The following is a 24484-nucleotide window of genomic DNA, read 5'->3' as shown; positions in this document are numbered from 1 at the left end:
AACTCAAGATGTGTTGGCCGTTTCCTCGTTTTAGTTTGCTAACTTAGAATTTAAACAATATACCTTCATTTTACAATTAAAAATGGTAGGGAAAACTGCTCAAAAAGTGATGGAAAACCTACAGTTATAGCGGGGATAAACGTAGTTACTACGTTTGTATACTAGTTGGCTGTAATTCAAATTATAGAAAAAATGGATTTAGGGACAATTTTTAATAAAAGACTTATACTTATCCTGGTCATTCTCATTGGATTGATAGTTCCTTTTATACCTTCACTTGTTGTAATCGAAATGTTTTTTCTTTTGATTCCTTTTGCTATCTTATTCATCGCTACAACAATATATTTGGTAGTAGCCCTCCTCAATAAAAACTTTAGTAAGGACAAGGCTCTTTTTATCTTTTCAATACTTCCAATATTCATCTCTTCTCAGTTTATGGTAGGATTTACAGTTGATAAAGTACAGAAAATTAGGAGTGAGAGCATAATAAAAGAAATTGAAGAAATCAGAAATAAAACAGGGAAACTTCCTGAACATTATAGCTCAGTAAGAGGAATTGATTACCAAAAACTAAGAGAAAATAATAATTTCATTGTAAGCTATTCCAGAGGATTTATGGTAACTGAAAAATATGAATCAGAGAGTAAGGAATAGAAAAGCTATGGGTGGAATGATTAAAAGAACACCTGCCAACAAGGTATAAAAATCAAACTTCGGCTCCGCCTTGTTCGCCTTTTATACTAACCGTTGAAAATATTTCTAAATCAACATCCCAAAAACCGGAATTTCCTGCAAGGCCTCGTACCGCGAATTCACAAAATCTACCTTCCAGCAATAATGTTCCAGGCCGTTGGTGAGCATGACGTATGGTGCGCGCAAGGTCTGGTTATAAACCGAAGCCTGCTTTACGGTTTCCGCGCAAATTTTCACTTCAGCAGCTTTGCATTCAATTAAAACCAATGGATTTCCTTCCGACGAATATACCCGCAGATCCGTGCGTTTCTGCAGACTATTATAGTGCATGCCCCGCTCCACCGAGATCAGGATTTTGGGGTATTGCAAGTACAGCGTTAAGTAATGCAGAAAATGCTGCCGCACCCATTCTTCCGGCGTAAGCAACACAAACTTCTTCCGAACAGGGTCGAAAATGAATAAATCTTCACCTGTTTTTTTAAGTTTGTAATCGTAAGCCGGTAAATTTAATGCTTGCATGCGTCAAAAATACGAAATTCCCCGTATATTACCGGGCTCAGGCTTTCGCAAGCCGGGCTTTAAATTAATATTATGAAGACCAAAGAAGACATTGTAAACAACTGGCTGCCCCGCTACACGGGCACAGCACTCGACGAATTCGGTGAATATATTCTGCTTACCAATTTTATAAACTACGTGGTAATGTTCGCCGAACAGCATAACGTGGAAATTAAGGGCATGGACAAACCCATGCAAACGGCTACCGCCAACAACATTACCATCATCAATTTCGGAATGGGTAGCCCCATGGCCGCTACCGTTATGGATTGCCTCTCGGCAGTAAAACCAAAAGCCGCATTGTTTCTGGGTAAATGCGGCGGCCTGAAAAAGAAAACCAAACTCGGCGACCTGATCTTACCTATTGCAGCCATCCGCGGCGAAGGAACTTCCGACGATTATTTACCGCCTGAAATTCCGGCTTTACCAAGTTTCCGGTTGCAGCGCGCCGTTTCTTCTATGATCAAAAAGCACGAGCTCGATTACTGGACCGGAACTGTTTACACCACCAACCGCCGCGTTTGGGAGCATGACGAAGAATTTAAGGAATACCTACGCCAAACCCGCATTATGGCCATCGATATGGAAACGGCTACCATTTTTGTGGTTGGTTTTATGAACGATATTCCGCACGGCGCTTTACTTTTGGTATCGGATAACCCGATGACGCCGGATGGCGTGAAAACGGCCGAAAGCGACCTGAAAGTTACCTCTAATTTCGTGAACAAGCATCTGCAGATCGGTATAGATTCGCTTATGGAGATCATGAATTCCGGCGAATCGGTAAAACATTTGCGCTTCGAATAAAACGCTATCTTTTTCTAACAAAAAAGTCTGGTTCAGCAACAAACCAGGCTTTTTTGTTAGAAAGCTATACCATTTCTAAGCCGCTCGATCTTCTGAAACTTGATCTTTTCAGTATTTATCGAAGCGATCTGTGAGTTTTTCAGGCTGAAACCATAGCGTTTTTATCAGGCAAAATGCGGCTGCGGTTCGGTTTTCTTACTCCGGATAGTTGCTAAAACGATCAGGCCGAAAACGAAGAATACCGAGAGCACCAATACGCTGTTTCGCATGGAGCCAAACCACTGTTCGGTAATTCCGAAAGCCAGCGAACCTAACGCTAAACCTACTTTATCGCAGATATCATAAAAGCTGAAGAAAGAAGCGTGGTCGGTAGTTTTTGGCAAAAGTTTACTGTAAGTAGAGCGTGAAAGCGCCTGAATACCACCCATAACCGCGCCTACTACAAAGGCCAGCATGTAATATTGGTTTCCGGTAGTAATAAAATAGGCCGCAATGCTAATGCCCACCCAAACCAATACCGCAACCATTAAAGCCCGGATATTCCCCATGCGCGCAGAAAGCCAAGCAAAACCATAAGCACCGCCAATAGCCACCCCCTGAATAATAAGTAATACAATGATTAAAGCATCGTCGGGCAAATGCAGTTCTTTCGAGCCGAAAAGTGAAGCCACGTACATAACAGTTTGCACGCCCATGTTGTAAAAGAAAAAAGCAAGCAGAAAGCGTTTCAAAGCCGGCAAAGCCTGAAGCTGATTCCAGACATGGCGCAATTCTTTAAAACCATTGAACAGGTAATTTCCTTCAGCTTTTTTGTGATAAGGATTTTGCGGAAGGTACGCAAACGTGTAATGCGCAAAGCCGAACCACCACAAACCGGTAAACAAAAACGACAGCCGCGGCGCCATGCTTTTATCAGAAATGCCAAACGTGGCCGGCGTTAAAACCAGCGCCAGCGAAAAAATAAGCAGCAGCATGCTACCGATGTAACCCAATGAAAAACCGCGGGCACTTAGTTTATCGAATTGATCTTCGGTGGCAATTTCGGGCAGGTAAGCGTTGTAAAAAACAATACTGCCGCTGTAACCAATGGCCGCCACCATAAACAAAAGCACCGAAACGGAAAAAGTCTGCAATTCAAAAAAATACAAACCCATGCAGGCAAACGAACCCATGTAGCAGAAAAACCGCATAAAAGCCTTCTTATTTCCGCCGTAATCGGCAATGGCAGTAAGAATAGGGCTAACCAAAGCAATAGCTAAGAAAGCACCGGTAAGCGCGTATTTATAAAGTACCGACGCAGAAACCTGCCAGCCCAGAAAATTTACCCAGTCGGTGCCGTTGGCTTGCGTGGTAATGGCTACATAATAGATCGGGAAAATAGCGGTGGTAATTACGAGCGAGTAAACCGAGTTTGCCCAGTCGTACATACACCAGGCGCGTGCCACTTTCGGGTTATTTTTTTCCATATTCAGGAATCAGATTTTAATGCAGGCGGTAAGTTAAGTAAAAATCGGAATGGCTGAAAAAGAACTTTTTTAACAAAACGCTATAGTTTTTCAGGTAAAAACCCGAAGCCTGAAAATCTTGGAACGAATTTAGCGTATGCGCTCAAAAACAGTATTAAACTCCCGATAACAAATATGAAAACGAAAAGCATATTCCGGATCTCCTTTTTGGCCGGTCTCTTGTTTTTATTCGCGCAAGCTGTGTATGCACAAGAAACAACCACCAAAACCAAAGTGAAAACCGAAACGGTAAAAACCAAAACCGAATCGAAAACAGAAATTACCGCTGCCGAACCTGAAAGCCGTGTGGAAACACTTTCCGGCATAAACCTTTTTCCGAATCGCAAAACCGGCAATTTCAGTTTACGTTTCTCCCAAGCGCTGAAAGACACTGCTAATATGGAATTGAAAAACAACGACGGTAAAGTGCTTTATGCCTTAGCCTTAACGCCCGAAGAAGCACCAATGGCCAAGCCCGTTGACGTTGGAAAACTGAATGCCGGCATCTACCTCATCGAAGTAAGATCGGCCAATACCGTTTACTGGAAAAAAGTCCGGATCCGAAAGTAATTTCTGTTTTGAGAATTTATAGGTTATCAATTCGAATAAAATAAATAAAAAGCCGTTGGGAATTTTCCAACGGCTTTTTTATGGCAATTTTTTAAGCACCTGCTCCAGAATTTCCGGACGCGAAAGCGCAAAGAAATGCACGCAGTGAAAGTTATTTTTGTAAAGTTCTCTCGCTTGTTCCGTCACCCAATTCACGCCAACTGCTTCCAGTTCAGCTTTTGAGGAACACTTTTTTATCTGTTGCTGCTGTTTTTCCGGAACTGAAACTTTAAAAAAATCAGGTAGCTTTTGCAGTAAATTCCACGAAACCAAAGGGCTGATCCCGGGAATGATCGGCACTGAAATTCCGGCGGCACGGCAGGCATTTTCGAAAGTAAAAAAGCGGGGGTTATCGAAAAAAAGCTGGGTAATTACAAAGTCTGCCCCGGCATCTATTTTCTTTTTCAAATACTGAATGGCCAGCTCAAAATTCTCTTCCGGTTCCGGATATCCGCCTACCCCAATGCAAAAATCCGTGTTAAAAGGCACATTTTCATTCCGCCAGTTTATACCCGAATTCAACTTCTTCACCTGTTCTACTAATTGAAAAGCATATTCATGTTGCCCGGTCTTTTGTTCGGTTGGCACAGAAATATCGCCCCGCAAAAGCAGCAGATTCCGCACTCCTAAAGCATGCAATTGCAGCAATACAGTTTCCGTTTCTTCCGCCGAAAACCCGGTGCACAAAATATGGGGCTGCGGGTTTAATCCGAATGTATTGATCAGAATTTCAGAAAGCGCTTTTGTCTTCGGGCGCGGCAAAAAAACGCTATCCTTTTTACCCGAAAAACCCGTATTGCTTCTGCCGGCGTGGTATGAAATGTCAACAAAAAGAGGCTTGCGCGCCAGTATCTTCTGGTAACGTAACAGATTATCTTCTGCAGTTATTCCTGGTTTGGGCAAGATCTCCAGCGAAAACTGCGGACCGGTATTTTGTTTCAGAAGGTTGGTAATATGCATACAGGCTGAAATTTTACAATGCACGTTTTACGGTAATTTAACGGCCTCGCCTGCCCAAACCGAAAATAATTTATGCGTATATTTGTTTCTATCACTAAATAAGATCACCCGGTTTGATAAAATTTGCTGCTATAGATATTGGTTCCAACGCCGTTCGCTGCCAGATCTCGAGTGTGCTGGAATATAACCAACACGTTACTTTCAAAAAAGTTGAATACATTCGCTACCCCATGCGCCTCGGCGAAGACGTTTTCGATACGGGTTACATCAGCGCACCGAAGCAGGAAAAATTCATCAATTTTCTGCATGCTTTAAAATTACTCATCGAAGTGCATGAAGTTCAGGCTTACCAGGTTTGTGCTACTTCGGCCATGCGTACCGCCAAAAATGCTTCCGAAATTATCCAGAAAGTGCAGGAAAAGCTGGGCATGAAAATAGAAGTGATCGATGGAGTTGCCGAAGCGGAATTGATAAACAAAGTGATACTGAATGTGCTCGACGATAAAAATTACCTGCACATAGACGTAGGCGGCGGCAGCACGGAGTTCAATATTTACGTGAACCGCGAAAAAGTAGCGTCCCAATCGTTCGAATCAGGCTCGATCCGCCACATGCAGGGCAACGATTCCGAAACCATCTGGACGAATATGAAACGTTGGGTGAAGGAAAATGCCAAAAAATACCACGTAAACCGCGCCATTGGAACGGGTGGTAACATCAACAAAATTTACGACCTGGCGGGCAAATCTGCCGGAAAGCCGATCTTCAAAAAGCAGATCGAAGAAATTGTGGAGCAAATGGCCGTTATGAAACTGGAAGACAGGATCAACATCATGCTTCTGAACCCGGACCGGGCCGATGTAATTGTTCCGGCGGCAGAAATTTACCTGGCTGCCATGCGCTGGAGCAAAGTAGAAAGCATGATCGTGCCTTCGGTTGGTCTGAAAGATGGGATGATGCAATCGCTTTACGAGAAATTTGTTGCCAAACGAAATAATTGATCTCAGAAAAACGGTATGGTTTCAGGCTGAAAAAGTCGGGAAAACGGTATCGGAAATTGCATAAAAAATGCCCGGTAGTTTTTACCGGGCATTTTCGTTTTCTGCTGAAAGCTTTATAGTTAAAGTTTTTCTTCTTTCAGATCTTCCTCCAAATCTTTTATCGTTTCTGTTTTCAGTTTTATTTCCGGGTACAGTTCTTCGAAAAGGCAGCTCCGCTCAATATTATCTTCGTTCACTTTATAAAATTCCTTGTGCGCGTTAAAGACCGGTTCATCTCCAACCGGTTGCTTTTTCACGTAAGAACCATCCTCGCGCATAATGTAGCTGTTCTGGTTATCTTTCAGGTTGTAATACAGAATATTGATCGCTTCTTTTTTCAGTTCTTCGTTCACAATGTAAAATAACGCTTCTATGCGGCGCTCAAAACTACGCACCATAATATCGGCACTGCCACCCAACACTTTGGGGTCGCCGTTATTGTGGAAATAGAACAAACGCGTATGTTCCAGGTATTCGCCCACAATAGAGCTCACCGCAATATTTTCGCTCAAATTTTCCCGACCCGGACGGATGCAGCAAATCCCTCTAACGATCAGCTTAATAGGAACTCCGGCTTTGGAAGCGGCATAAAACTCATCGATCACGGCTTTATCTTCCAGCGAATTGATCTTGATCACGATACCGCTTGGTAAACCTTGCTCTGCATTTCTGGCTTCCCCTCTTATCAGCTCGATCAACTGTTGGCGCATATCCTTTGGCGCCGTGATCAGGTTCTGGTACTCATCTGGCATGGAATGCCCGGTAATTACATTAAAGAATTCCGAAACGTCGTGCGCGTAAACTTCATCGGTGGTAAGCAAACTAACGTCTGTGTATTGGCGGGCGGTTTGTTCGTTGTAATTACCACTGCCCACGTGCACATACTGCGTAACCTTCTCCCCTTCCTTCCTGATGATCATCATCATTTTGGTATGGGTCTTGTATTTGCTGATTCCGTAGATCACAAAACAGCCGGCTTTTTCCAGTCTTTCGCCTTCCTTAATGTTGCGTTCTTCATCAAAACGGGCTTTCACCTCAAACAAAACCGAAACGTGCTTGCCGTTTTCCGCTGCTTTTAATAGTGCCGCAGAAACGCGCGACTGATCGGCTAGCCGGTAAATGGTTTGCTTAATTCCCAGTACATAAGGGTCTTCTGCCGCCTTTTCCAATAACCTGATCACCGGCTCCATACTATTGTAAGGGTGGTGCAGAATTACATCTTTTTTCTTGAGGTAATCGAAAAGGTTCTCGGTATTGTTATCTGGTAAACTTAACGGCGCCACCGGGCTTGGCTGCTTGAACATGCGGTTCCGGAACTGCGGATGCTTCAGAATTTGCCAGAAACCTTTCATATCTACCGGACCGGTTAGCGAGAAAATATTAGCGTTGTCTATCGTCCAGCGTTCGCGGAGCAGTTTCATCATGAAAGAAGAATGATTCTTTTCTACTTCCAGGCGCACCACGCGGCCTTTTTTACGGGTTTTGAGTTTGATTTTGATCTCCTGAATAAAGTCAGCTTCAATATCGTCGCTTTCTTCCAGCGTAAAATCACCGTTGCGGGTTATGCGGAATAAATTGGCCGATACTATTTCTACATTGCGGAAAAGCTTCTTGATCTTCCAGCGCACAATTTCCTCTATCGGCACAAATATAACCATGTCCTTCCGCTGAATTTCGTAGAAACGGGCCAGGTTCTGCGGAATCTGCACAAACGTTAATCGCTGGTTCTGTTTTATATCTTCTGCTGTTTTGGTAACCACGCCAAACGTGAGCAACTGGTTCATGAGCAGCGGAAAACCGTGATATGTATCGTAAACCATGGGCGTGAGCAGCGGGTAGATCGTCTTTTTAAAATACGTATCCACCTTCTTTTTTTCAACTTCCGAAAGTTCAGTTGGTTTCAGGATATTAAAGCCGTTCTCCTCAAACAGTGGTTTCAGTTCGGTGCTGTAAACCAGGTATTGGTCGTTTACAAAACGGTGCGCAAACTCCAGTAATTTCTTCCGGAAAGGCAGCTCGCGCAACCCCGAATAATCTACCCGTTCTTTGCCGTAGTCTATATAATTATACAAACTTCCTACCCGTATCATAAAAAATTCGTCGAGGTTGGAAGCCGTGATCGCCAGGAATTTCAGCCGGTCGAAAAGCGTTTTATCAGCATCTTTGGCCTGATCCAGTACGCGATAATTAAAACGCAGCCAACTCAGGTCGCGGCTAATGTAACGGCTACTCTTTATTTGTTCGGAAACTTTATTGATCAACATATTCAAATTCTCGGTAATCCCGCGAAGATTCTTCAACACCATGCGAATAAACTTATTTTCTAAAATCTAAACGAAAGCCCAGCGGCCGGGTTTGAGGCAAATTAGCTTATTTATACGAGAAACGATAGGTTTTTTGGCTAAAAAGCTTTGGTTCAGCTTTTATCGGGCAGATTTCCCCCAATAAAAATGGTATCCTTTTTAATAAAAAAACTCACTACCCTATCTGGCAATATTTTCAAGCGCAGAAAGCTGCAGTTTCCCCCCATTGATTTCTCAAAACTTCCCGCCTTAAACTTGTTTTATACGTAAAACAGAAAGCAGAATTCTAAGCAGATTTATGGCCGAAACGCATACCATTTCCGAAACTTTTCCCCCAATGCCGCTTGCAGATTGGGAAGATACCAAAGATACGCTCCATTTGTATATTCAGATAGTAGGTAAGATCCGGCTGAAACTGATGCCGCGCAAAAACCATTGGTGGCATGTGTTGCTTTACGTAACGCCACGCGGTTTAACTACCGGCGCCATGCCTTATAAAAACCGCACGCTGGAGCTACATTTCAATTTTATAGAACATGTTCTTGAAGTAATTTCCAGCGAAGGCAAAAGCCGCCAGATTCCGTTGCACGAAGGGTTAAGCGTGGCCCAATTTTACAACCAGGTTTTCAGCGCTCTACAGGAACTGCATTTCGAAATAAAGATCCTGGCCAAACCTTACGACAATAAAAGCAAAATTCCCTTTGCCGAAGATCGAGAACATCACCGCTACGACGCCGAAATGGTGCGCAAATATTGGTGCGTGCTTACGCAGGTAGATCAAATATTTAAAGAATTTGGTGGCCGGTTTTACGGCAAAACCAGTCCGGTTCATTTATACTGGCACCATTTCGACCTTACATTTTACCGTTTTTCAGGCAAAAAAGTGCCTTTAGACTCCAAAATGAGCATCGTAGAAAAGGATGCCTATTCGCATGAAACAATGGCTTTTGGTTTCTGGCCCGGCGATGATGTGGTGAGAGAAGCCGCTTTTTATTCTTATATTTTTCCGTTACCGTCCGGAATTGAAAACGAAAAACTGGAACCGGAAACGGCAAAATGGCAACTATCGAACGGCAGCCCAATGGCTTTTCTGAGCTATGAAAACTTCAGAAAACAACCGGATCCGAAACAAGCTTTACTGGATTTCCTGGAAAGTGCTTATTTGGCTGGAGCAAAACTGGCTGGCTGGCCCATTGAAGAATTGCGCGTACCACCCCTTAATGAGCTGTAATAAAAAAAGTCCTGCATTGCTGCAGGACTTTTTTGCTTTAAAAGGATAGCGTTTTTTAAACGTCCACTTTTGCGTATTTGGCATTTTTCTCAATAAAGTCACGACGCGGCGCAACTTCATCGCCCATCAGCATCGAGAATAAATGATCTGCCTGCGCCGCCGATTCGATGGTTACCTGTTTCAAGCTGCGGGTTTCCGGACGCATGGTAGTTTCCCAAAGCTGTTCCGGGTTCATTTCACCCAAACCTTTGTAACGCTGAATACCAACGGTATCTTCTCGGCCGCCTTTTGCAAGTTCTTTCACGGCTTCTTCCCGATCCTGCTCGGTCCAGCAATAACGTTCTTCTTTGCCTTTTTTAACCAAATAAAGCGGCGGTAAAGCAATGTAAATATAACCGTTATCGATCAGCTCGCGCATGTAACGGAAGAAGAACGTAAGAATAAGCGTACGAATGTGGCTACCGTCGATGTCCGCATCCGTCATGATGATGATGCGGTGATAACGCAGTTTTTCCATGTTCAGCGCTTTGTCGTCTTCCGGTGTACCAAAACTAACACCAAGCGCCGTGATCATGTTCTTGATCTCGTCGTTTTCGTAAATACGATGTTCCTGGGCTTTTTCTACGTTCAGAATTTTACCTCTTAACGGCAGAATTGCCTGGAATTTCCGGTCGCGGCCCTGCTTGGCAGAACCACCCGCGGAGTCACCCTCTACGAGGTAAATTTCGCAGTTAGCTGGTTCAGAATCAGAACAGTCGGCAAGTTTACCTGGTAAGCCGGAACCGGTAAGCACGCTTTTACGCTGCACCATTTCGCGGGCTTTACGGGCCGCATAACGGGCCTGAGCAGCTAAAACTACTTTCTGAATAATGATGCGGGCTTCGCGCGGATTTTCTTCCAGGAAAGCGTTCAGCATTTCGCCAACCGCCACATCTACCGCACCCATTACTTCGGAGTTACCAAGTTTGGTTTTGGTCTGGCCTTCGAACTGCGGCTCCTGCACTTTTACCGAAATAATTGCCGTTAAACCTTCGCGGAAGTCATCGCCGGTAATTTCAACTTTGGCTTTTTCCAGCATCCCCGATTTATCGGCGTAAGCTTTCAGGGTACGGGTTAAAGCGCGGCGGAAACCAGCTACGTGCGTACCACCTTCGTGCGTGTTGATGTTGTTTACGTACGAGAAGATATTTTCCGTGTAAGAAGAATTATACTGAAGTGCAACTTCTACCGGCAAACCGTTTTTCTCGCTTTCGATATGGATCGGTTCCGGAATCAGGTTTTCGCGGGTTTCTTCCAGGTAAGCCACAAATTCCTTCAAACCACCTTCCGAATAGAAAGAATCGCTGATGTAATTGCCATCCGAATCTTTTTCGCGCAGATCGGTTAAGTTAATACGAATGCCTTTGTTCAGGAACGAAAGCTCGCGCATGCGGTTGGCAATGGTTTCGTATTTATACTCCGTGGTAGTAAAAATGGAAGCATCGGGCTTAAAATGCACCGTTGTACCGTGAATTTCGGTTTCGCCGATCTCGCGCACCGGGTACTGCGGAATTCCGATCTTGTATTCCTGCTCATGTACTTTACCTTTCCGGAAAACGGTAACTTTCAGATCAGTAGATAGCGCGTTTACGCAGCTTACACCTACGCCATGCAGACCGCCGGAAACTTTATAAGAATCTTTATCGAATTTACCGCCGGCGTGCAATACGGTCATTACCACTTCAAGTGCCGAGCGGCCTTCTTTCTGGTGGAAATCGGTGGGAATACCGCGGCCGTTATCGGATACGGAAATGGAATTATCTTCGTGAATGGTTACGTCAATATTGTCGCAATGACCAGCCAGGGCTTCGTCTATAGAGTTATCTACAACTTCCCAAACCAGGTGATGTAAGCCCTTAACACCGATGTCGCCAATATACATAGCCGGGCGCTTCCGAACGGCTTCGAGCCCTTCCAGAACCTGGATACTATCTGCGGAGTAATCGGAGGCATTTTTTTCTACTATTTCACTCATTTGTTTCAGGTGTATTTAAGAAGTAAAGATACCACTTTTTTTTGGTTTTTCCGAGTAAAAAGGGCGTTTTTAGCTAATAACTTTCCTGCTTTTAACGCGTTTCAACCAGACTTTTCCGGCTTGTTAAACTACCGTTCCCGGGCTTATGGAATTTGCGTGAAAACCGTGGCCATTTACCGGCCGGAAAACCGTGTTTTCAGGCTATTTTCAACTGCGTTTCGGTTCAGTAAAATTCCTTTTCAGCAAGTTTACTTAACAGTTCGCAGATTCTGCCGTTTAAACCTGAAACAATGTCAAATTCTTAAACCCGCAAAACTATGGCCGAACTAAAAGATCTTACCGATCTGCTTCATCACGAAATTCAGGTTTTATATGATGCTGAAAATCTGCTGATAACCGCAATACCGCGCATAGCGGAAAAAGCCACTGATCCTGAATTGAAAGCAGCTTTTATGCAGCACCTCGAAGAAACTAAAATGCATAAACAACGCCTGGAACAAGCCGCTAAATTGCTGGGTATAAAACCCGACGGACAAGACAACGCAGGCATGAAAGGTTTGATTGCCGAAGGCGAAAAAGTGATGCATATAAGCCATTCGTCGGAAGCGATGGATGCTACATTAATTGCCAGCGCCCAGAAAATAGAGCACTACGAAATTTCCGGTTATGGAACGGCGGCGCATCTGGCGTTAGGGCTGGCGCTGGATGAAGTGCATACCCTTCTGAAAAAGACCTTAGATGAAGAACAAGCCACCGATACCAAATTAAATAACCTGGCTAAAACGAACATAAACCGAAGAGCCGCGCAGGTTTCCTAGATTTTCAGCAACATATTTACAAAAAGAAAAAGCCTTTCATTTTTTAACTGAAAGGCTTTTTTTAATGGTATTTGCTGTTAATAAACGGTAGGATTTTTAATGAAAAAACTGCTTGTTCCATAACCATAATAATTTTCAGGAGTTTTTAGCAGTCTCTTCTTTAACCAGATTACTTACTTTAAAATGCATGCTGCATTTGCGGTCCACCACCATCCATTCACACAGCGCCAGGTCGTTTTCAATTGCTTTCACATTCATCACCGGCCCGCCTATAAGCAGCCGCACCTGCATTCCAACTTTAATTTCTGTTTTCATAGGTCATGTTTTCAGGTAGAAAATTTTGTAGCAACTCATCCGGAAAAAGCCATTTCAGGCTGGATCTTAAAAAGAATTCGAAAAACCAAAAGCTTGAAATTAGTCGGTATTCTGTTTTCGCAACATTTCTATTATCTCGTCTTTCAAAGCCAGAATGCGTTGCAGGTTATCTTTTTCTGCCTGGCATACCCGTAACTCCGAAAGCACCGCCGGCACATTCATCAGTTGCTGCACCGGTGCGCTGCCTGGTTCATATTTTAGCAACTTATTTAGATTTTCCGATTCTGTATTTTCAGTAACAGACCGCAAAGTACCGGTTGCCCCGAATGGCCTTAAAGGTTCGCCTTTACCCGTGATCAGCCAATCCATATTCACTCGGGGATATTTAGCGGCAATTTTCTGAAGCGTATCAAAACTTGGTTTCCCCATCCGACCATACGGGCTCATAATATTATTCAGCACGCTGGTATCTACCCCGATTTCGTTGGCAAAAGCAGCCACAGATCTTATTTTCAAAAGCTCCTGAATAACCCGTAACCGGTGGGAAACCGTGAACTCCGATATTCCAGCGATGTCATTTGATTTCTTCATACTTTAAATACCATTAACAATATGTTCATTTGCCTTCCCCAACCGATCAATATAAATAACCGGATCAATTCGAAGCAACACACCTTCTGACATAATAGGGAGAAAAAAAGTTCGGAATATAGTAACCCGATATATTTATTCTTATTAATATACATTTTAAAAGCACCTCACCGCCTCCCTTTAGAATATTCACACAAAATATTCCTATTATCACAAAACGAATACACCCGATTCCGTTTATGAAATCGGGTGTAAAAGGAAATAAAAAGTCAGTAAAAACCGGCTTTATTACCGGGGATCGCTTGTTTCCTTTAACATCTTATAGGTCATATAACCCAGAAACGCGATCACAACGAGCAAAGCGATCCAGATCAGGATCTCATGCTGAAAAAAACGGTTAACCGCACTTTTTGGGGCTTCGGGCATAGCATTTTTAATTACGGCCAGCGGCTCCAGCACCGGTAAATTCCCTGGAAGTTTATCTTTAAAAAACGGTAGGTCGTAGGTCGGTAAAACTGCTTTAGCATCGCTGAAATACAATGCATATTCGCGGTTCTTTTTCAGTTCTGCGATCAGATACGTTTTTAACTGAAAGGCATTTACTGCTGCAATATTGAGCGGCGGATTGTCGGCATTTTCTATTTCCACATAAAATTCCTTCGCCCGGAAACCGGTAAACTGAAACGCATTTTTTCCATCCGACCGCAGCTGAAAAGATTGCACCGGCACCCACGATTCCAGCTTTTTATTGCGGCGGTCATTCACGGTTTTCCTTACAAAAACGGTAGCATTTCGCAGGTAAAAAGTCGCCGAATCTATCTTAAAATCGAGCTTATCGATCAGTACCGGCATTTCAGCAGAAAACCACAGAAATGTTTTTTTAATATTGGCGCTATCGGTGCGTTTAAGACTTAGTTCCGGAATAATTTCGTATTGCCCGTTCTCGGCATTAAAATCGTAAAAACCGGCAGTTAAAATATTGAGTGGCGCGCTGGCAGAATCGTTAATTTCCAGCTTATAAAACTCGTAATCAGAAAGCGGAAAATGCAGTACTTTTACTTCCGAAGTTGCTTCCGAATTCGATACAGATTGCAGTAAATAATCATCTTCCAGCGCGTACCAATTTTGCGCATCTGCGCTGCCACTCAGGCTGGCATTTTTGCTAACATTAGTGTTTTTTATTACCAGCGCCAGGTTGTTTATTTTGCTTTTTCTTGGGTTCTGAATTACCAGCGTGGTATTAATTTTCGGTATATTGTTTTTACCGACAATGGGATATTCGCGGAAGTAGCGGGTCGTTTTTTCGGTTGCGGTTCGTTCCAGTAAATACGGTAATTCATGGTTTTTATTATCATGAATACGCAGGTCAGAAAAATCGGCATTGGTAAAACGCACAATTTCCGGCCGCAGATTTATTCTGTAAAAACCGTTTTCAGATACCGCCGGCAATGGGGCTTTATACAGTTTTTCCTGGCCAAAACATAGCGTTTTCAGGCTCAGAAGCATCCAGAAAACAACTACAATTTTTCTCATGGCATTTCATCTTTAGCGTTGTGGGTTTCGTCGGCCAGGATCAGTTTTTTCAGGTTCTGGTACATAAACGAAATTACCAGCAGCAACACGCCCAGGCAAATAAATGCCGCAATTTTTCCGCCTTCCGAAATGCCGCGAATATCGAATAAGAACAGCTTGAGCAGCGTAATGGCAAACAGTGAAAGCGCCACAATACGCAGTTGTTTGTTCTTCTTTCTCAACCCGATAAACATAAACGTAAACGCGCAGATTCCCCACAAAATAGGGAAGCCAACTTTGTAAGTCTGGTGCTGAAGGTCATAAAAATACGTAAACTTTGCCGCCGCTAAAGCATCGCCTTTTAAGCCCTGTACATTGGCAAAAGGCAGGTTGAAATATAGCACATGATATAGTAATTCGGAACTTGCCACATATACAATTACCAGACTTAAACCCCACACCATAAACCTGTTAACGGCCGGCCAGCGCTCTTCGAAAATATATCGATTGCGGAAAATGAAATACAGCAAAACAAGCAGCAGCGCCAGACTCAGATAATGGAACCAGAAACCGGTAAATTCCTGCACTTCATAAAGAAAATGCGATTCGAGTAATTTCTTTACCAGAATATTATAGACCAGGCCATAAAGCAACACCCCAAACATGCCCAGCAACGTAACGGCCAGGGTAATTTTCGGTTCATTTTTACGCGCTGTAAACCGGAACAGAACGGCTATAAAACCAAGGTTGTAACAACCCTGAATGATGGCGCGGCTTAGGTGCGAATCGAAGTAATAATCAAGCTGATAATTGAGTTCAAAAAGCAGCACGAAATAAATGGTAATTACCAGAATAAAACCCAGCGCTTTCCGGTACACCAATGGTTGAAAATCGAACTGTTTAAAGACTACTGCTGCCGGTTCTTTCTTAAGCAACCAACGCGTAGCCAGTAAACTTAAAACGCAGATTGCGCCGGTAATAAAACCTTTGTTCAAAAGCACATTATACGTTACACCTGCCGGGATTTTCTGGTAAATATTCACCCAATCCATTGCCAGCGAAACAAGCATTAAACCGGTTATAATCACCGAACTTATAACCGCCAGTTTAATACCCGCTTTCTGGGCGAACCACAGCAATAAAACAGCTTCCAGCGCCCAGAACATAGTGATATAATTACCTTCCAGCTGCACCGGAATGGCAAGGCTTATAAAGGTAATTACCATACCAATAAGCAGATAAACCAGGTTGCGGTCAACCTGCCGGCTACGGAACAGCAAAAAGGCAAACGTAAAATTAAAAACGGCCACGGCTACGGTAAATAATCCCTGGAAATCGCCTTGCTGAACGTCGTGCAAAATGGCCATACCCGCCGAATAAAAAAGAAAGGTATTGCTAAGCAGGATCCCGATCTCAGATGCGACAAATTGCGTGCGCGCTTTCACATTGTTGATGATGTTCATCAGGAAGAAAATGATATAGAAAAGCGAGGCAAAAGTCAGGGCACCGAGATAAGGGGCACCGGTTGTGTTCAATACTTTCGTGGAAAGCCAGCCGCCGTATAGTAAAATGGTAGCGCCGTAGCAGATCCAGTTAATAATTTTCCAGTTCTTCAGGTAAGCCAGCACCAACATTCCTACGTTCAGGATCAGGATATAGGTAAAAAGAACCACGTAATTTCCTTCGCCGGTACTAACCATAAAAGGCGTTGCAAAACCACCTAAAATAGCCAGAACCGCCAGTTCTACCCGGTTATACGATATTGAAAGCAGCACTGAAAACGCCGTAATAACCACCATTACCAGAAAAGCCGCGATTTGGTTTAAAAGCTGGTATTCGTGAAACGCAATGGCAATGGTAAAATATAAAACTGCCAGACCACCGCCCACTAAAACCGAACTGAACGCCGAAAACGTTTTCCGTAACCGGTGCGCCAGCCCGATCAGAATTCCGCCGGACAAAATACCAATAAACACCCTGCCGATCTCATTGATCCAATCCTGATCGATGGCGAATTTCACAAAATATCCGATACCCAGAACCAGGATTGCGATCCCGATCTTATTGATCAGGTTTTCACCAATGAATTTTTCGAGGTCAGGATTATTTTGCAGGAAACGCTCTATAAAGCCTGGTTGCGGTTCTTCATAAACGTGTTCCGGAGGAGTATGTGGCATATAATCTGACTTTTCAGCCGCAGATACTTCTTCGACTTTTTCAGTGATTTTCCCTACCGTTTCTGTCGGTTTTTCCTCCGTTTTGGATACCGTTTTTGGTGGTTCTGCTGCCGTAAACAAAGGTGCCGGTTTGGGAATTTCGGTTGCTTCTGGCGGCGTTAGAATTTGCGGCAGTGATGTTGGAGGTGTAGCTGCAACGGGTTTAACTTCTTCGGGTGGCGTAGTTTTTTGCACCGGAGTTTGTGCCTGTTGCCGGCGCATCAATTCCAGTTCAGTCCGGATGCGCAGCAATTCGTCTTTTATGGTTTCGTAACGCAGGTTTACCTCCTGAATTCTTCCGGATAAAATATTGATTATGATAAAAGCCGCCACTCCAATGGCCAGCAACAGCATAACTTCCATGCAAAGTTTTATTGAAGTTCAGATAAAATGAAAATACAAGTGTATTTTAAGTTTGGAAGTTAAGCATTTAAATAATCCGTTTCGAAAAAACGGAGCAGAACATTTCAAAATGCATGGGCCTGAATCAGGGCAGAAAGATCAATTTAACGGCAGCAGAATTGTGCGCAACAAAACCATATATTGTTTGGATGTAACAGCAGAAATACGTTACTTAGGCAAAATTTAAATCCAATAGATCATGCTGAAACAACGCGCGGTTTTTCTTTTTGTCGCAACTTTGCTATGCAGTGCCTGTGAAAAAGAAGAGCCTGCTGAACCAGCGCCAACCGTTACAGAAAGTACGGTGGAAGAAAAATTAAGTGCCAATACTTCGAAAAGCTGGTTATTGACAAACTGGACGACCCGGGAGCAATTCGGCGTAATTACCAATAATTATTTGACGCTGGATTCCTGCGAGCTGGACGATGTGTACACGTTTTATTCCAACAAATCTTTTTTGCGCACCGATGGAAAATTAGCCTGCGATCCGGGTTCCAATACCATTCATCTTTCGGCGGCCACCTGGCAATTGCAGCAAAATAATACCGAATTAAAATTCAATACGTTTGGCGGCGGCTCTGTTTTTAAGATCAAAAGCATAAGCAACAACACCTTGGTACTTAACCTCCCGCTTCTTGTGCTCGGCAACGACACGATCTCAACCACTTATACCTTCACTGCAAAGTAAAACGCTGCTGCTTCAAGTAACTTTTAAAACCAAAAAATGATTTCCGAATAAAATAAAAAAAGCCCTTCAGAATTAACTGAAGGGCTTTTTGTGATCCCATTTGGATTCGAACCAAAGACCTACTGCTTAGAAGGCAGTTGCTCTATCCAGCTGAGCTATGGGACCGGGGTAAAAAAAAAATACGAATTATAAATCAGGAATTAGGAATGTCCCGAAGGAACAAGAATCGTAATTCGCAATTCGTAATTCGTAATTTTAAAAGTCGGGGTGGCAGGATTCGAACCTACGACCTCCACATCCCAAATGTGGCGCGATACCGGGCTACGCTACACCCCGAACTGTGCTTCATTTCTTTCAGCGCACAAATGTAGTAATATTTTCTTAACCTGAAACCAAACCAGGCCAGTTTTTTTCTACATTTTTCTTCTACTTGAATTAACCGGTTATTTTTCAGTGAATTAATTTTTCAAAAATAAATTCAAACCCTAAAATTCCAGGTTAAAAACCACTTTAACACTTGGGCCTGACCGGGAAATAAAAATGAACACTCACCGCACTTAAATAAAAAGCCTCTTTACTGGCAGTAAAGAGGCTTAAATAATGCGGGTAAATAGTGATCCCATTTGGATTCGAACCAAAGACCTACTGCTTAGAAGGCAGTTGCTCTATCCAGCTGAGCTATGGGACCGGGGTAAAAAAAAAATACGAATTATAAATCAGGAATTAGGAATGTCCCGAAGGAACAAGAATCGTAATTCGCAATTCGTAATTCGTAATTTTAAAAGTCGGGGTGGCAGGATTCGAACCTACGACCTCCACATCCCAAATGTGGCGCGATACCGGGCTACGCTACACCCCGAACTGTGCTCTTGAATTCCTGCGCAAGGCTTTCGTTCAATTGCGGTGCAAACTTAATATCTTTTTTTGAATTAAAACTAATGAACTCAAAAAAAATTTAAATTCTGGCGGAGGGGGGGGGATTCGAACCCCCGGTACAGTTTGACCCGTACGACAGTTTAGCAAACTGCTGGTTTCAGCCACTCACCCACCTCTCCGTGACCCTTTCTGCTAAAGGATGTGCAAATATACAGTTATTAATTTCAGATTTGCAACATCCATAACTGATTTTCTAATGAAATAATTTCAAAAAAACATCCTTTCCACCTTAATATTCTGATTTTAAAACACATAAATTTTACAGGCGCGCCATAAAAAAATCGGCTTCACCCCTACTATGCAGCTTTCGGCAAAAAAACGCTATGCAAAACGGCTCAAAAAGTCAGGTCATTGTTTATAAAAACTCATATCAAAAGCTCCTTTTTTGGTCAGCCACAAAGTTCAGGAACGGGATATGCTGAAATTTGTATCTTTGGGAACGCAATTTTATAAACCTGCATGACTTGGAGCCAGCCTTTTTCTTTACTGGAGCTTATTTTCGGCCTGATCTTTATTCTGCTTTACGCGGCTTACTTAATCCGGATGAAGAAGCTAGCCAATGCGCTGCACCAGAAACCACACCTGATCTGGCTTAAAATGCTGTTGCGCGGCACGTATTTCCTGCTTTTAATAATTGCGTTGCTTGGCCCATCGTTCGGGGCGGCTACCAAAGAAATTAAGACTACGGGTAAAGACATTCTGGTGGCGGTAGATCTTTCGCAATCTATGAATGCTACCGATGTGCAGCCTTCGCGCCTGGAAAAAGTAAAATTCGAGCTTCCTAAACTCTTAACGCGATTCAACTCAGACCGCATCGGGCTGCTTATTTTTTCTTCCGAAGCCTTTGTGCAATGCCCGCTTACCTTCGATCAGAATGCGCTGGAACTTTACACCCAAACGCTGAACACCAACCTGGTGCCGCGCGCCGGAACCGACCTGGCAGCTCCGTTGGAACTTGCGCTGCAGAAATTTAAAGAAGAAGAAAAATCTGATTCGCGGCAAACGGCCAAGATCCTGGTAGTGATATCCGATGGTGAAGATTTCGGCGAAAACCTGAAAAAACCACTCCGTGAACTGGAAAAGGCTAATGTGCGCGTCTTTTCGTTGGGCGTTGGCTCGGCCGATGGCGGTAATATTCCGGAAGGCAACAGTTTTAAAATGGATGACGATGACAAAAAAGTTGTTACCAAACTGAATTCGGAAGCGTTGCAGGAAATTGCGGGCAGCACCAACGGCGAGTATTTTGAAATTAATTCCCGGGCCAGCGAAATAAACAAACTGATAAGCGCGATAAATAATGTGAAAGGCAATGTGCGCCAAAGCAAAACTATAGATGTGAAAGCCAACAAATATTTTTATCCGTTACTGCTGGCGTTGCTGCTTATGCTTTTCGATGCTACCATTCGTTTCAATACCTTTAAGATATGAACGCGTTCTGGCTGATCATTTTCCTGTTTGTGAGCATCGGCGATTTCCGGCATATTGCGGAGCGGAACACTCGTAATGAGCAGGCCGCTGCAGCTTTTGCCAAAGGCAATTACGCAACCGCCGTTAAGAATTTCGAATACCTGGTTTATGAAATCGGCGATGATGATCCGCGTTTGTTATTGAACCTGGCGCACGCTTACCGGAAAAACAAGCAACTGGAAAAAGCACAGAAAGCCTACGAAAAATGCCTGAAAAACCCGAATGCCTGGCTCCGCTCCATTGCCTGGGAACAGCTCGGCACCTTAAATGCCGGCCTGCAGGATTACCAGAAAGCACTTACATTTTATAAACGCGCTTTGGTGGCCAATGCCGGCAACGAACAGGCGCGCTACAATTACGAAATGCTGAAAAAGTACCTGCGCGAGCATCCGGAAGAAGCGAATAAAATGCCGCCGCCTGCTCCGGAGAAAAAAGAAGAAAAGCAGGAACAGAAAAAAGAGCAAAAGCAGCCTGAACAACAGGAACAGCAAAGCGAAAAGCCGAACGAACAGGGGGACCAGGAAAAAGAAAATCCGGACCAGCCGGAGAAAGGTGATCAGCAGCAAAAACCGGATAAGCAAACTAACCCTGAAATGCCGGATCAGCCTAAAAAGGAAAAACCTGCAGACGGGGAAAACGCTAAGGAAAAGGAGCAAAAAAGTGGTACTGAAAAAGGCAACGAAGAAGGTCAGAATTTAGCAGAAACCGAAGAACAACCGAAGCCGGAAAAACCAAATAAAGCCGGCGGAAAAGAAGCGGCCAGCGGCGATGAAAAACGCTTGCAAACCCAATACGAACGCCTGCGCAAAGCCAACATCAGCCCGGAACAAGCTGAAATGATGCTGAACGCCATGCGCGCCGCTGAACAGCAATATTTACAGCAACTTCCGAAAAAAGCTACTAAAAAACGTGATCGTTCGAAGCCCGATTGGTAGGTTTGGTTTAAAATTTAAATAAAACGGTAGGCTTTCCTGTAAAAAAACCGGCAAAAACCTCCGGATATAGAAATGATAAGCCGAATATTCGGTATACACAGTAGTTGTGCGCAATTGATAAACTTAAATTTGAAAATTACACGATCTATATTCATTGGACTGCTTTTAATGCTTAGTTCATGTTGTCCATTCATAGAAGAAGAGCATCTTGGAAATAATTTATATTTATCAGAATATGATAATGTAGATCGAAGAATTCTTTATTCCGAAGAGGTTTGTTCAGGATCCGGGGTAGAAATAGTTCCAATGACTGTATTGGCATATGCATTTAATTCTGAATGGATTATCGCAAAATCAGGGAATAAGCGAACGAATTCTAATATTAAGTATTGGATCATCAAAAACAAATATGATGTTGAACCAACTGCAGAGATTGTTAAATCAAATACTCTTGGCACTTTGGATTTAGAAATTTTTTCCAAAGAATTGAAAGACAAAGGAATACTGTTAGAGTTAAAAACAATAGAATAACTGCGCACAACAAAATCTATAAGTTAGCTTCGCCACCTTATAGCTAAATCCGTTAGCTGCAATTTAATGATGACACTACAAGACATAAACCAATGACAAACAGGTTCAAAATAAATCTCATACTTTTTGTTGCGAGCATCTTGTCACCATTCATTGGCACTATAGTTCTTATGCGGACACTTGACGGTTTTTCAATTTTTCTATTGATTCCACTATTTCTTGCAGCATTAATTTTGTTAATTATTTCTACAATTAGACTTAGCAAAAATCAATCAGTCAAAACAAAAATTAAATACTCTCTAACAGCATTTTCTTCAGTGTTTCTTTATTTCTTTACATACGGTTTGCAACTCGACACGGCAGATTACATTTATTTTAAGACTAAAGAGAGCTTAATGAATGAATTTGTAGCAAATATTAGAACCTACAAAAAGATAACTCAGTTTTCTGACGAATATGAAAACCTAAATGGTTATCCCACAATTGCAAAAAACAATACTAATGTATTCATTCAACTAAGCAACAATTATCCTCTTGACAGTATTAAAAACATTTTCAACATAGACAATCAGCATTACGAAATATTTAGGCAAAAGCTAAAGTCAAGTGGTTACAGAAGTTTCTGCATTTTAGAAGACGGCACTATTTCATTTACTCAAGGTGGAATGATAGATAACTGTTATGGTATAGCATATTCTGAAACAGGTAGTAAACCGATTGAAAATGACTGCGGAAGAATAATTCGGTGGAAAAAAATTAGTGACCATTGGTTTGCTTGGGGAACAACTTAACACTTTGACAGAAAGAAAAACGGCAGCTAACACGGGCTTTGTGTTAGTGGGCAGACAGTGCAAATAGAAACATTTGAGCAATTAATAAACTTTGGTTCTGGCAGACAGTTTACGGTTTCAAAAGCCCACCAACGCAAAATCCGTATTAGCAGAAATACTTATTCCAAAACTATTAATCAACCCTTACCTTAAATTCGGTTATTCTCTTATTTCCCTTCCCTCCTTTCTCCAAAACCAACCGCAATTTGCAATTCCCACATAGTCTCGGTAATTTCACGGCCAAACAGTAAATCATCGCTTTATGCAAACGAAAGAAGTATATGTAATTTCGGCGGTTCGTACGCCAATTGGTAGTTTTGGTGGTTCTTTGGCCAGCGTTTCTGCTACGCAATTAGGTGCTGCTGCTATTAAAGGTGCCCTTGAAAAAGCCGGCGTAGATAAAAAAGAAGTGCAGGAAGTAATTATGGGTAACGTACTGAGCGCCAACTTAGGCCAGGCTCCGGCCCGTCAGGCAGCTATTTTTGCCGGTCTGGGTTACGAAGTAGAATGCACTACCGTAAATAAAGTTTGTGCTTCCGGTTCTAAAGCTATCATGTTCGCAGCGCAGGCTATTATGCTGGGTCACAAAGATGTGATCGTGGCAGGCGGCATGGAAAGCATGAGCAACGTACCATACTATTCAGATAAGATCCGTTTCGGGGCAAAATTAGGCCACGTGCAAATGGTAGATGGTCTGGTAAAGGATGGTCTGTGGGATGTTTACAACGATTACCACATGGGTTCTGCGGCTGAAAACACAGCTAAAGAAATGAACATCACCCGCGAAATGCAGGATGAGTTCGCCATTCAATCTTACAAACGTTCTGCTGAAGCTGCTAAAGCCGGCATGATGAAAAACGAGATCGTTCCGGTTTCTATTCCGCAGCGCGGCAAGGACCCGATCATGGTTACCGAAGACGAAGAATACACCAAAGTAAACTTCGATAAAATTGCTGGCTTGCGTCCGGTTTTCGATAAAGAAGGAACAGTTACTGCTGCCAACGCTTCTACTTTGAACGATGGTGCTGCGGCTGTTTTATTGATGAGCAAAGAAAAAGCCGAAGAACTGGGTTTAAAACCAATTGCGAAGATCTTAGGTTTTGCCGATGCGGAACAAGAGCCGAAATGGTTCACTACTACCCCATCTTTAGCCATTCCGAAAGCGCTGAAAAATGCCGGTATCTCTGCTGATATGGTAGATTTCTACGAAATTAACGAAGCGTTCTCGGTAGTTTCTATTGCCAACAACCAGAAATTAGGCTTGAAAGGCGACAACGTAAACGTATACGGCGGTGCAGTTTCTTTAGGTCACCCGCTGGGAGCTTCCGGTGCCAGAATTGTAACTACACTTATTAACGTACTGAATACCAAAGGCGGCAAAATTGGCGTTACTGGTATCTGCAACGGCGGTGGCGGTGCTTCTGCTATTGTAGTAGAAAAAATGTAATTCCGACTTTTTTGCTTCTTAAGCATACCATTTTCAAAAAGCCTTACGTTCATTTGTAAGGCTTTTTGTTTTTGAT

21 protein-coding genes and 5 tRNA genes are annotated in these 24484 nt (G+C 43.0%); 12 read left to right on the top strand and 14 right to left on the bottom strand.

The genetic code is table 11. The features are described 5' to 3' along the window. Nucleotides 1–165: 165 nt before the first annotated feature. Nucleotides 166–654, top strand: a complete 489-nt coding sequence (locus ACFPIB_RS13695; RefSeq protein WP_378018027.1) for a hypothetical protein — start codon at nucleotides 166–168, stop codon at nucleotides 652–654. Between the two features lie 105 nt (nucleotides 655–759). Here ACFPIB_RS13695 and ACFPIB_RS13690 read toward each other — a convergent pair whose 3' ends face one another. Next, nucleotides 760–1212, bottom strand: coding sequence for a type I restriction enzyme HsdR N-terminal domain-containing protein (locus ACFPIB_RS13690; RefSeq protein ID WP_378018026.1), 453 nt, complete (start codon nucleotides 1210–1212; stop codon nucleotides 760–762). Nucleotides 1213–1284: 72 nt separating this feature from the next. Between ACFPIB_RS13690 and ACFPIB_RS13685 the strand changes: the two genes are divergently transcribed. Next, nucleotides 1285–2058 (top strand): AMP nucleosidase, encoded by a 774-nt coding sequence (locus ACFPIB_RS13685; protein ID WP_378018025.1) that lies wholly within the window; start codon nucleotides 1285–1287, stop codon nucleotides 2056–2058. A 164-nt stretch (nucleotides 2059–2222) separates the two neighbouring features. Here the strand turns inward: ACFPIB_RS13685 and ACFPIB_RS13680 are convergent, their stop codons facing one another. Continuing rightward, nucleotides 2223–3524 (bottom strand): MFS transporter, encoded by a 1302-nt coding sequence (locus ACFPIB_RS13680; protein WP_378018024.1) that lies wholly within the window; start codon nucleotides 3522–3524, stop codon nucleotides 2223–2225. Nucleotides 3525–3698: 174 nt separating this feature from the next. Here ACFPIB_RS13680 and ACFPIB_RS13675 point away from each other — a divergent pair, with 174 nt between their 5' ends. After that, the gene (locus tag ACFPIB_RS13675) at nucleotides 3699–4133 is read left to right on the top strand and encodes a T9SS type A sorting domain-containing protein (protein WP_378018023.1); all 435 of its coding nucleotides are present in this window, start codon (nucleotides 3699–3701) and stop codon (nucleotides 4131–4133) included. A gap of 78 nt (nucleotides 4134–4211) precedes the next feature. Here ACFPIB_RS13675 and ACFPIB_RS13670 read toward each other — a convergent pair whose 3' ends face one another. Further along, complete coding sequence (locus tag ACFPIB_RS13670; protein WP_378018022.1) at nucleotides 4212–5132, bottom strand: methylenetetrahydrofolate reductase; 921 nt, start codon at nucleotides 5130–5132, stop codon at nucleotides 4212–4214. A gap of 113 nt (nucleotides 5133–5245) precedes the next feature. Between ACFPIB_RS13670 and ACFPIB_RS13665 the strand changes: the two genes are divergently transcribed. Next, entirely contained in the window at nucleotides 5246–6133 is an 888-nt protein-coding gene (locus ACFPIB_RS13665) for a Ppx/GppA phosphatase family protein (protein ID WP_378018021.1), read from the top strand. Between the two features lie 119 nt (nucleotides 6134–6252). Here the strand turns inward: ACFPIB_RS13665 and ppk1 are convergent, their stop codons facing one another. After that, the gene (ppk1, locus tag ACFPIB_RS13660; protein WP_378018020.1) at nucleotides 6253–8436 is read right to left on the bottom strand and encodes a polyphosphate kinase 1; all 2184 of its coding nucleotides are present in this window, start codon (nucleotides 8434–8436) and stop codon (nucleotides 6253–6255) included. A gap of 337 nt (nucleotides 8437–8773) precedes the next feature. On the opposite strand from ppk1, the gene ACFPIB_RS13655 reads away from it, so the two are divergent. Next, nucleotides 8774–9706 (top strand): DUF5996 family protein, encoded by a 933-nt coding sequence (locus ACFPIB_RS13655; protein WP_378018019.1) that lies wholly within the window; start codon nucleotides 8774–8776, stop codon nucleotides 9704–9706. A gap of 55 nt (nucleotides 9707–9761) precedes the next feature. On the opposite strand, the gene gyrB is transcribed toward ACFPIB_RS13655, so the two are convergent. Then, nucleotides 9762–11720, bottom strand: a complete 1959-nt coding sequence (gene gyrB / locus ACFPIB_RS13650; protein WP_378018018.1) for a DNA topoisomerase (ATP-hydrolyzing) subunit B — start codon at nucleotides 11718–11720, stop codon at nucleotides 9762–9764. Between the two features lie 317 nt (nucleotides 11721–12037). Here gyrB and ACFPIB_RS13645 point away from each other — a divergent pair, with 317 nt between their 5' ends. Continuing rightward, nucleotides 12038–12538 carry a YciE/YciF ferroxidase family protein gene (locus tag ACFPIB_RS13645; protein ID WP_378018017.1) on the top strand — a complete coding sequence of 167 codons (501 nt, stop codon included), beginning with the start codon at nucleotides 12038–12040 and terminating at the stop codon, nucleotides 12536–12538. A 135-nt stretch (nucleotides 12539–12673) separates the two neighbouring features. Here the strand turns inward: ACFPIB_RS13645 and ACFPIB_RS13640 are convergent, their stop codons facing one another. From ACFPIB_RS13640 to ACFPIB_RS13625, 4 genes are all read right to left on the bottom strand, one after another. Beyond that, the gene (locus tag ACFPIB_RS13640; RefSeq protein ID WP_378018016.1) at nucleotides 12674–12853 is read right to left on the bottom strand and encodes a hypothetical protein; all 180 of its coding nucleotides are present in this window, start codon (nucleotides 12851–12853) and stop codon (nucleotides 12674–12676) included. A gap of 99 nt (nucleotides 12854–12952) precedes the next feature. Further along, nucleotides 12953–13444, bottom strand: a complete 492-nt coding sequence (locus tag ACFPIB_RS13635) for a helix-turn-helix domain-containing protein (RefSeq protein WP_378018015.1) — start codon at nucleotides 13442–13444, stop codon at nucleotides 12953–12955. 288 nt (nucleotides 13445–13732) lie between these two features. After that, the gene (locus ACFPIB_RS13630) at nucleotides 13733–14977 is read right to left on the bottom strand and encodes a hypothetical protein (protein WP_378018014.1); all 1245 of its coding nucleotides are present in this window, start codon (nucleotides 14975–14977) and stop codon (nucleotides 13733–13735) included. After that, complete coding sequence (locus tag ACFPIB_RS13625) at nucleotides 14974–17535, bottom strand: DUF2339 domain-containing protein (RefSeq protein ID WP_378018013.1); 2562 nt, start codon at nucleotides 17533–17535, stop codon at nucleotides 14974–14976. The genes ACFPIB_RS13630 and ACFPIB_RS13625 overlap by 4 nt, the downstream gene beginning before the upstream one ends. 238 nt (nucleotides 17536–17773) lie before the next feature. Here ACFPIB_RS13625 and ACFPIB_RS13620 point away from each other — a divergent pair, with 238 nt between their 5' ends. Next, complete coding sequence (locus ACFPIB_RS13620; protein ID WP_378018012.1) at nucleotides 17774–18262, top strand: lipocalin family protein; 489 nt, start codon at nucleotides 17774–17776, stop codon at nucleotides 18260–18262. Nucleotides 18263–18353: 91 nt separating this feature from the next. Here the strand turns inward: ACFPIB_RS13620 and ACFPIB_RS13615 are convergent. The 5 genes from ACFPIB_RS13615 to ACFPIB_RS13595 all read right to left on the bottom strand — a co-directional run bounded on the left by ACFPIB_RS13615 (nucleotide 18354) and on the right by ACFPIB_RS13595 (nucleotide 19317). Further along, a tRNA-Arg gene (locus tag ACFPIB_RS13615) sits at nucleotides 18354–18427 on the bottom strand. A 97-nt stretch (nucleotides 18428–18524) separates the two neighbouring features. Further along, a tRNA-Pro gene (locus ACFPIB_RS13610) sits at nucleotides 18525–18598 on the bottom strand. A 278-nt stretch (nucleotides 18599–18876) separates the two neighbouring features. Continuing rightward, nucleotides 18877–18950: transfer RNA gene (locus ACFPIB_RS13605), tRNA-Arg, on the bottom strand. Between the two features lie 97 nt (nucleotides 18951–19047). Next, a tRNA-Pro gene (locus tag ACFPIB_RS13600) sits at nucleotides 19048–19121 on the bottom strand. 104 nt (nucleotides 19122–19225) lie between these two features. Continuing rightward, nucleotides 19226–19317: transfer RNA gene (locus tag ACFPIB_RS13595), tRNA-Ser, on the bottom strand. Nucleotides 19318–19657: 340 nt separating this feature from the next. Here ACFPIB_RS13595 and ACFPIB_RS13590 point away from each other — a divergent pair. The 5 genes from ACFPIB_RS13590 (at nucleotide 19658) to ACFPIB_RS13570 (ending at nucleotide 24408) form a co-directional block, all read left to right on the top strand. Next, on the top strand, nucleotides 19658–20626 hold the full coding sequence (locus ACFPIB_RS13590; protein WP_378018011.1) for a vWA domain-containing protein: 969 nt from the start codon (nucleotides 19658–19660) through the stop codon (nucleotides 20624–20626). After that, nucleotides 20623–21600: a tetratricopeptide repeat protein gene (locus ACFPIB_RS13585; protein ID WP_378018010.1), complete on the top strand. Its 978-nt coding sequence runs from the start codon at nucleotides 20623–20625 to the stop codon at nucleotides 21598–21600. The genes ACFPIB_RS13590 and ACFPIB_RS13585 overlap by 4 nt, the downstream gene beginning before the upstream one ends. A gap of 129 nt (nucleotides 21601–21729) precedes the next feature. Then, nucleotides 21730–22131, top strand: a complete 402-nt coding sequence (locus tag ACFPIB_RS13580) for a hypothetical protein (protein WP_378018009.1) — start codon at nucleotides 21730–21732, stop codon at nucleotides 22129–22131. Between the two features lie 170 nt (nucleotides 22132–22301). After that, nucleotides 22302–22922, top strand: a complete 621-nt coding sequence (locus ACFPIB_RS13575; RefSeq protein ID WP_378018008.1) for a hypothetical protein — start codon at nucleotides 22302–22304, stop codon at nucleotides 22920–22922. Nucleotides 22923–23223: 301 nt separating this feature from the next. Beyond that, entirely contained in the window at nucleotides 23224–24408 is a 1185-nt protein-coding gene (locus ACFPIB_RS13570) for an acetyl-CoA C-acyltransferase (RefSeq protein ID WP_378018007.1), read from the top strand. The last annotated feature ends 76 nt before the right edge of the window (nucleotides 24409–24484 follow it).

The sequence above is a fragment of the Adhaeribacter terreus genome, assembly GCF_042657365.1.
Classification (GTDB): domain Bacteria; phylum Bacteroidota; class Bacteroidia; order Cytophagales; family Hymenobacteraceae; genus Adhaeribacter_A; species Adhaeribacter_A terreus.
The sequence above is the reverse complement of the archived record's forward strand: the minus strand, read 5'-3'. Positions and strand labels throughout refer to the sequence as shown.

Bases quoted from the DNA above. Each gene is read 5' to 3' on its own strand.
- ACFPIB_RS13690 (WP_378018026.1), bottom strand. From the start codon at position 1,212: ATGCAAGCATTAAATTTACCGGCTTACGATTACAAACTTAAAAAAACA.
- ACFPIB_RS13685 (WP_378018025.1), top strand. From the start codon at position 1,285: ATGAAGACCAAAGAAGACATTGTAAACAACTGGCTGCCCCGCTACACG.
- ACFPIB_RS13680 (WP_378018024.1), bottom strand. From the start codon at position 3,524: ATGGAAAAAAATAACCCGAAAGTGGCACGCGCCTGGTGTATGTACGAC.
- ACFPIB_RS13675 (WP_378018023.1), top strand. From the start codon at position 3,699: ATGAAAACGAAAAGCATATTCCGGATCTCCTTTTTGGCCGGTCTCTTG.
- ACFPIB_RS13670 (WP_378018022.1), bottom strand. From the start codon at position 5,132: ATGCATATTACCAACCTTCTGAAACAAAATACCGGTCCGCAGTTTTCG.
- ppk1 (WP_378018020.1), bottom strand. From the start codon at position 8,436: ATGTTGATCAATAAAGTTTCCGAACAAATAAAGAGTAGCCGTTACATT.
- ACFPIB_RS13655 (WP_378018019.1), top strand. From the start codon at position 8,774: ATGGCCGAAACGCATACCATTTCCGAAACTTTTCCCCCAATGCCGCTT.
- gyrB (WP_378018018.1), bottom strand. From the start codon at position 11,720: ATGAGTGAAATAGTAGAAAAAAATGCCTCCGATTACTCCGCAGATAGT.
- ACFPIB_RS13645 (WP_378018017.1), top strand. From the start codon at position 12,038: ATGGCCGAACTAAAAGATCTTACCGATCTGCTTCATCACGAAATTCAG.
- ACFPIB_RS13640 (WP_378018016.1), bottom strand. From the start codon at position 12,853: ATGAAAACAGAAATTAAAGTTGGAATGCAGGTGCGGCTGCTTATAGGC.
- ACFPIB_RS13635 (WP_378018015.1), bottom strand. From the start codon at position 13,444: ATGAAGAAATCAAATGACATCGCTGGAATATCGGAGTTCACGGTTTCC.
- ACFPIB_RS13630 (WP_378018014.1), bottom strand. From the start codon at position 14,977: ATGAGAAAAATTGTAGTTGTTTTCTGGATGCTTCTGAGCCTGAAAACG.
- ACFPIB_RS13625 (WP_378018013.1), bottom strand. From the start codon at position 17,535: ATGGAAGTTATGCTGTTGCTGGCCATTGGAGTGGCGGCTTTTATCATA.
- ACFPIB_RS13620 (WP_378018012.1), top strand. From the start codon at position 17,774: ATGCTGAAACAACGCGCGGTTTTTCTTTTTGTCGCAACTTTGCTATGC.
- ACFPIB_RS13590 (WP_378018011.1), top strand. From the start codon at position 19,658: ATGACTTGGAGCCAGCCTTTTTCTTTACTGGAGCTTATTTTCGGCCTG.
- ACFPIB_RS13585 (WP_378018010.1), top strand. From the start codon at position 20,623: ATGAACGCGTTCTGGCTGATCATTTTCCTGTTTGTGAGCATCGGCGAT.
- ACFPIB_RS13575 (WP_378018008.1), top strand. From the start codon at position 22,302: ATGCGGACACTTGACGGTTTTTCAATTTTTCTATTGATTCCACTATTT.
- ACFPIB_RS13570 (WP_378018007.1), top strand. From the start codon at position 23,224: ATGCAAACGAAAGAAGTATATGTAATTTCGGCGGTTCGTACGCCAATT.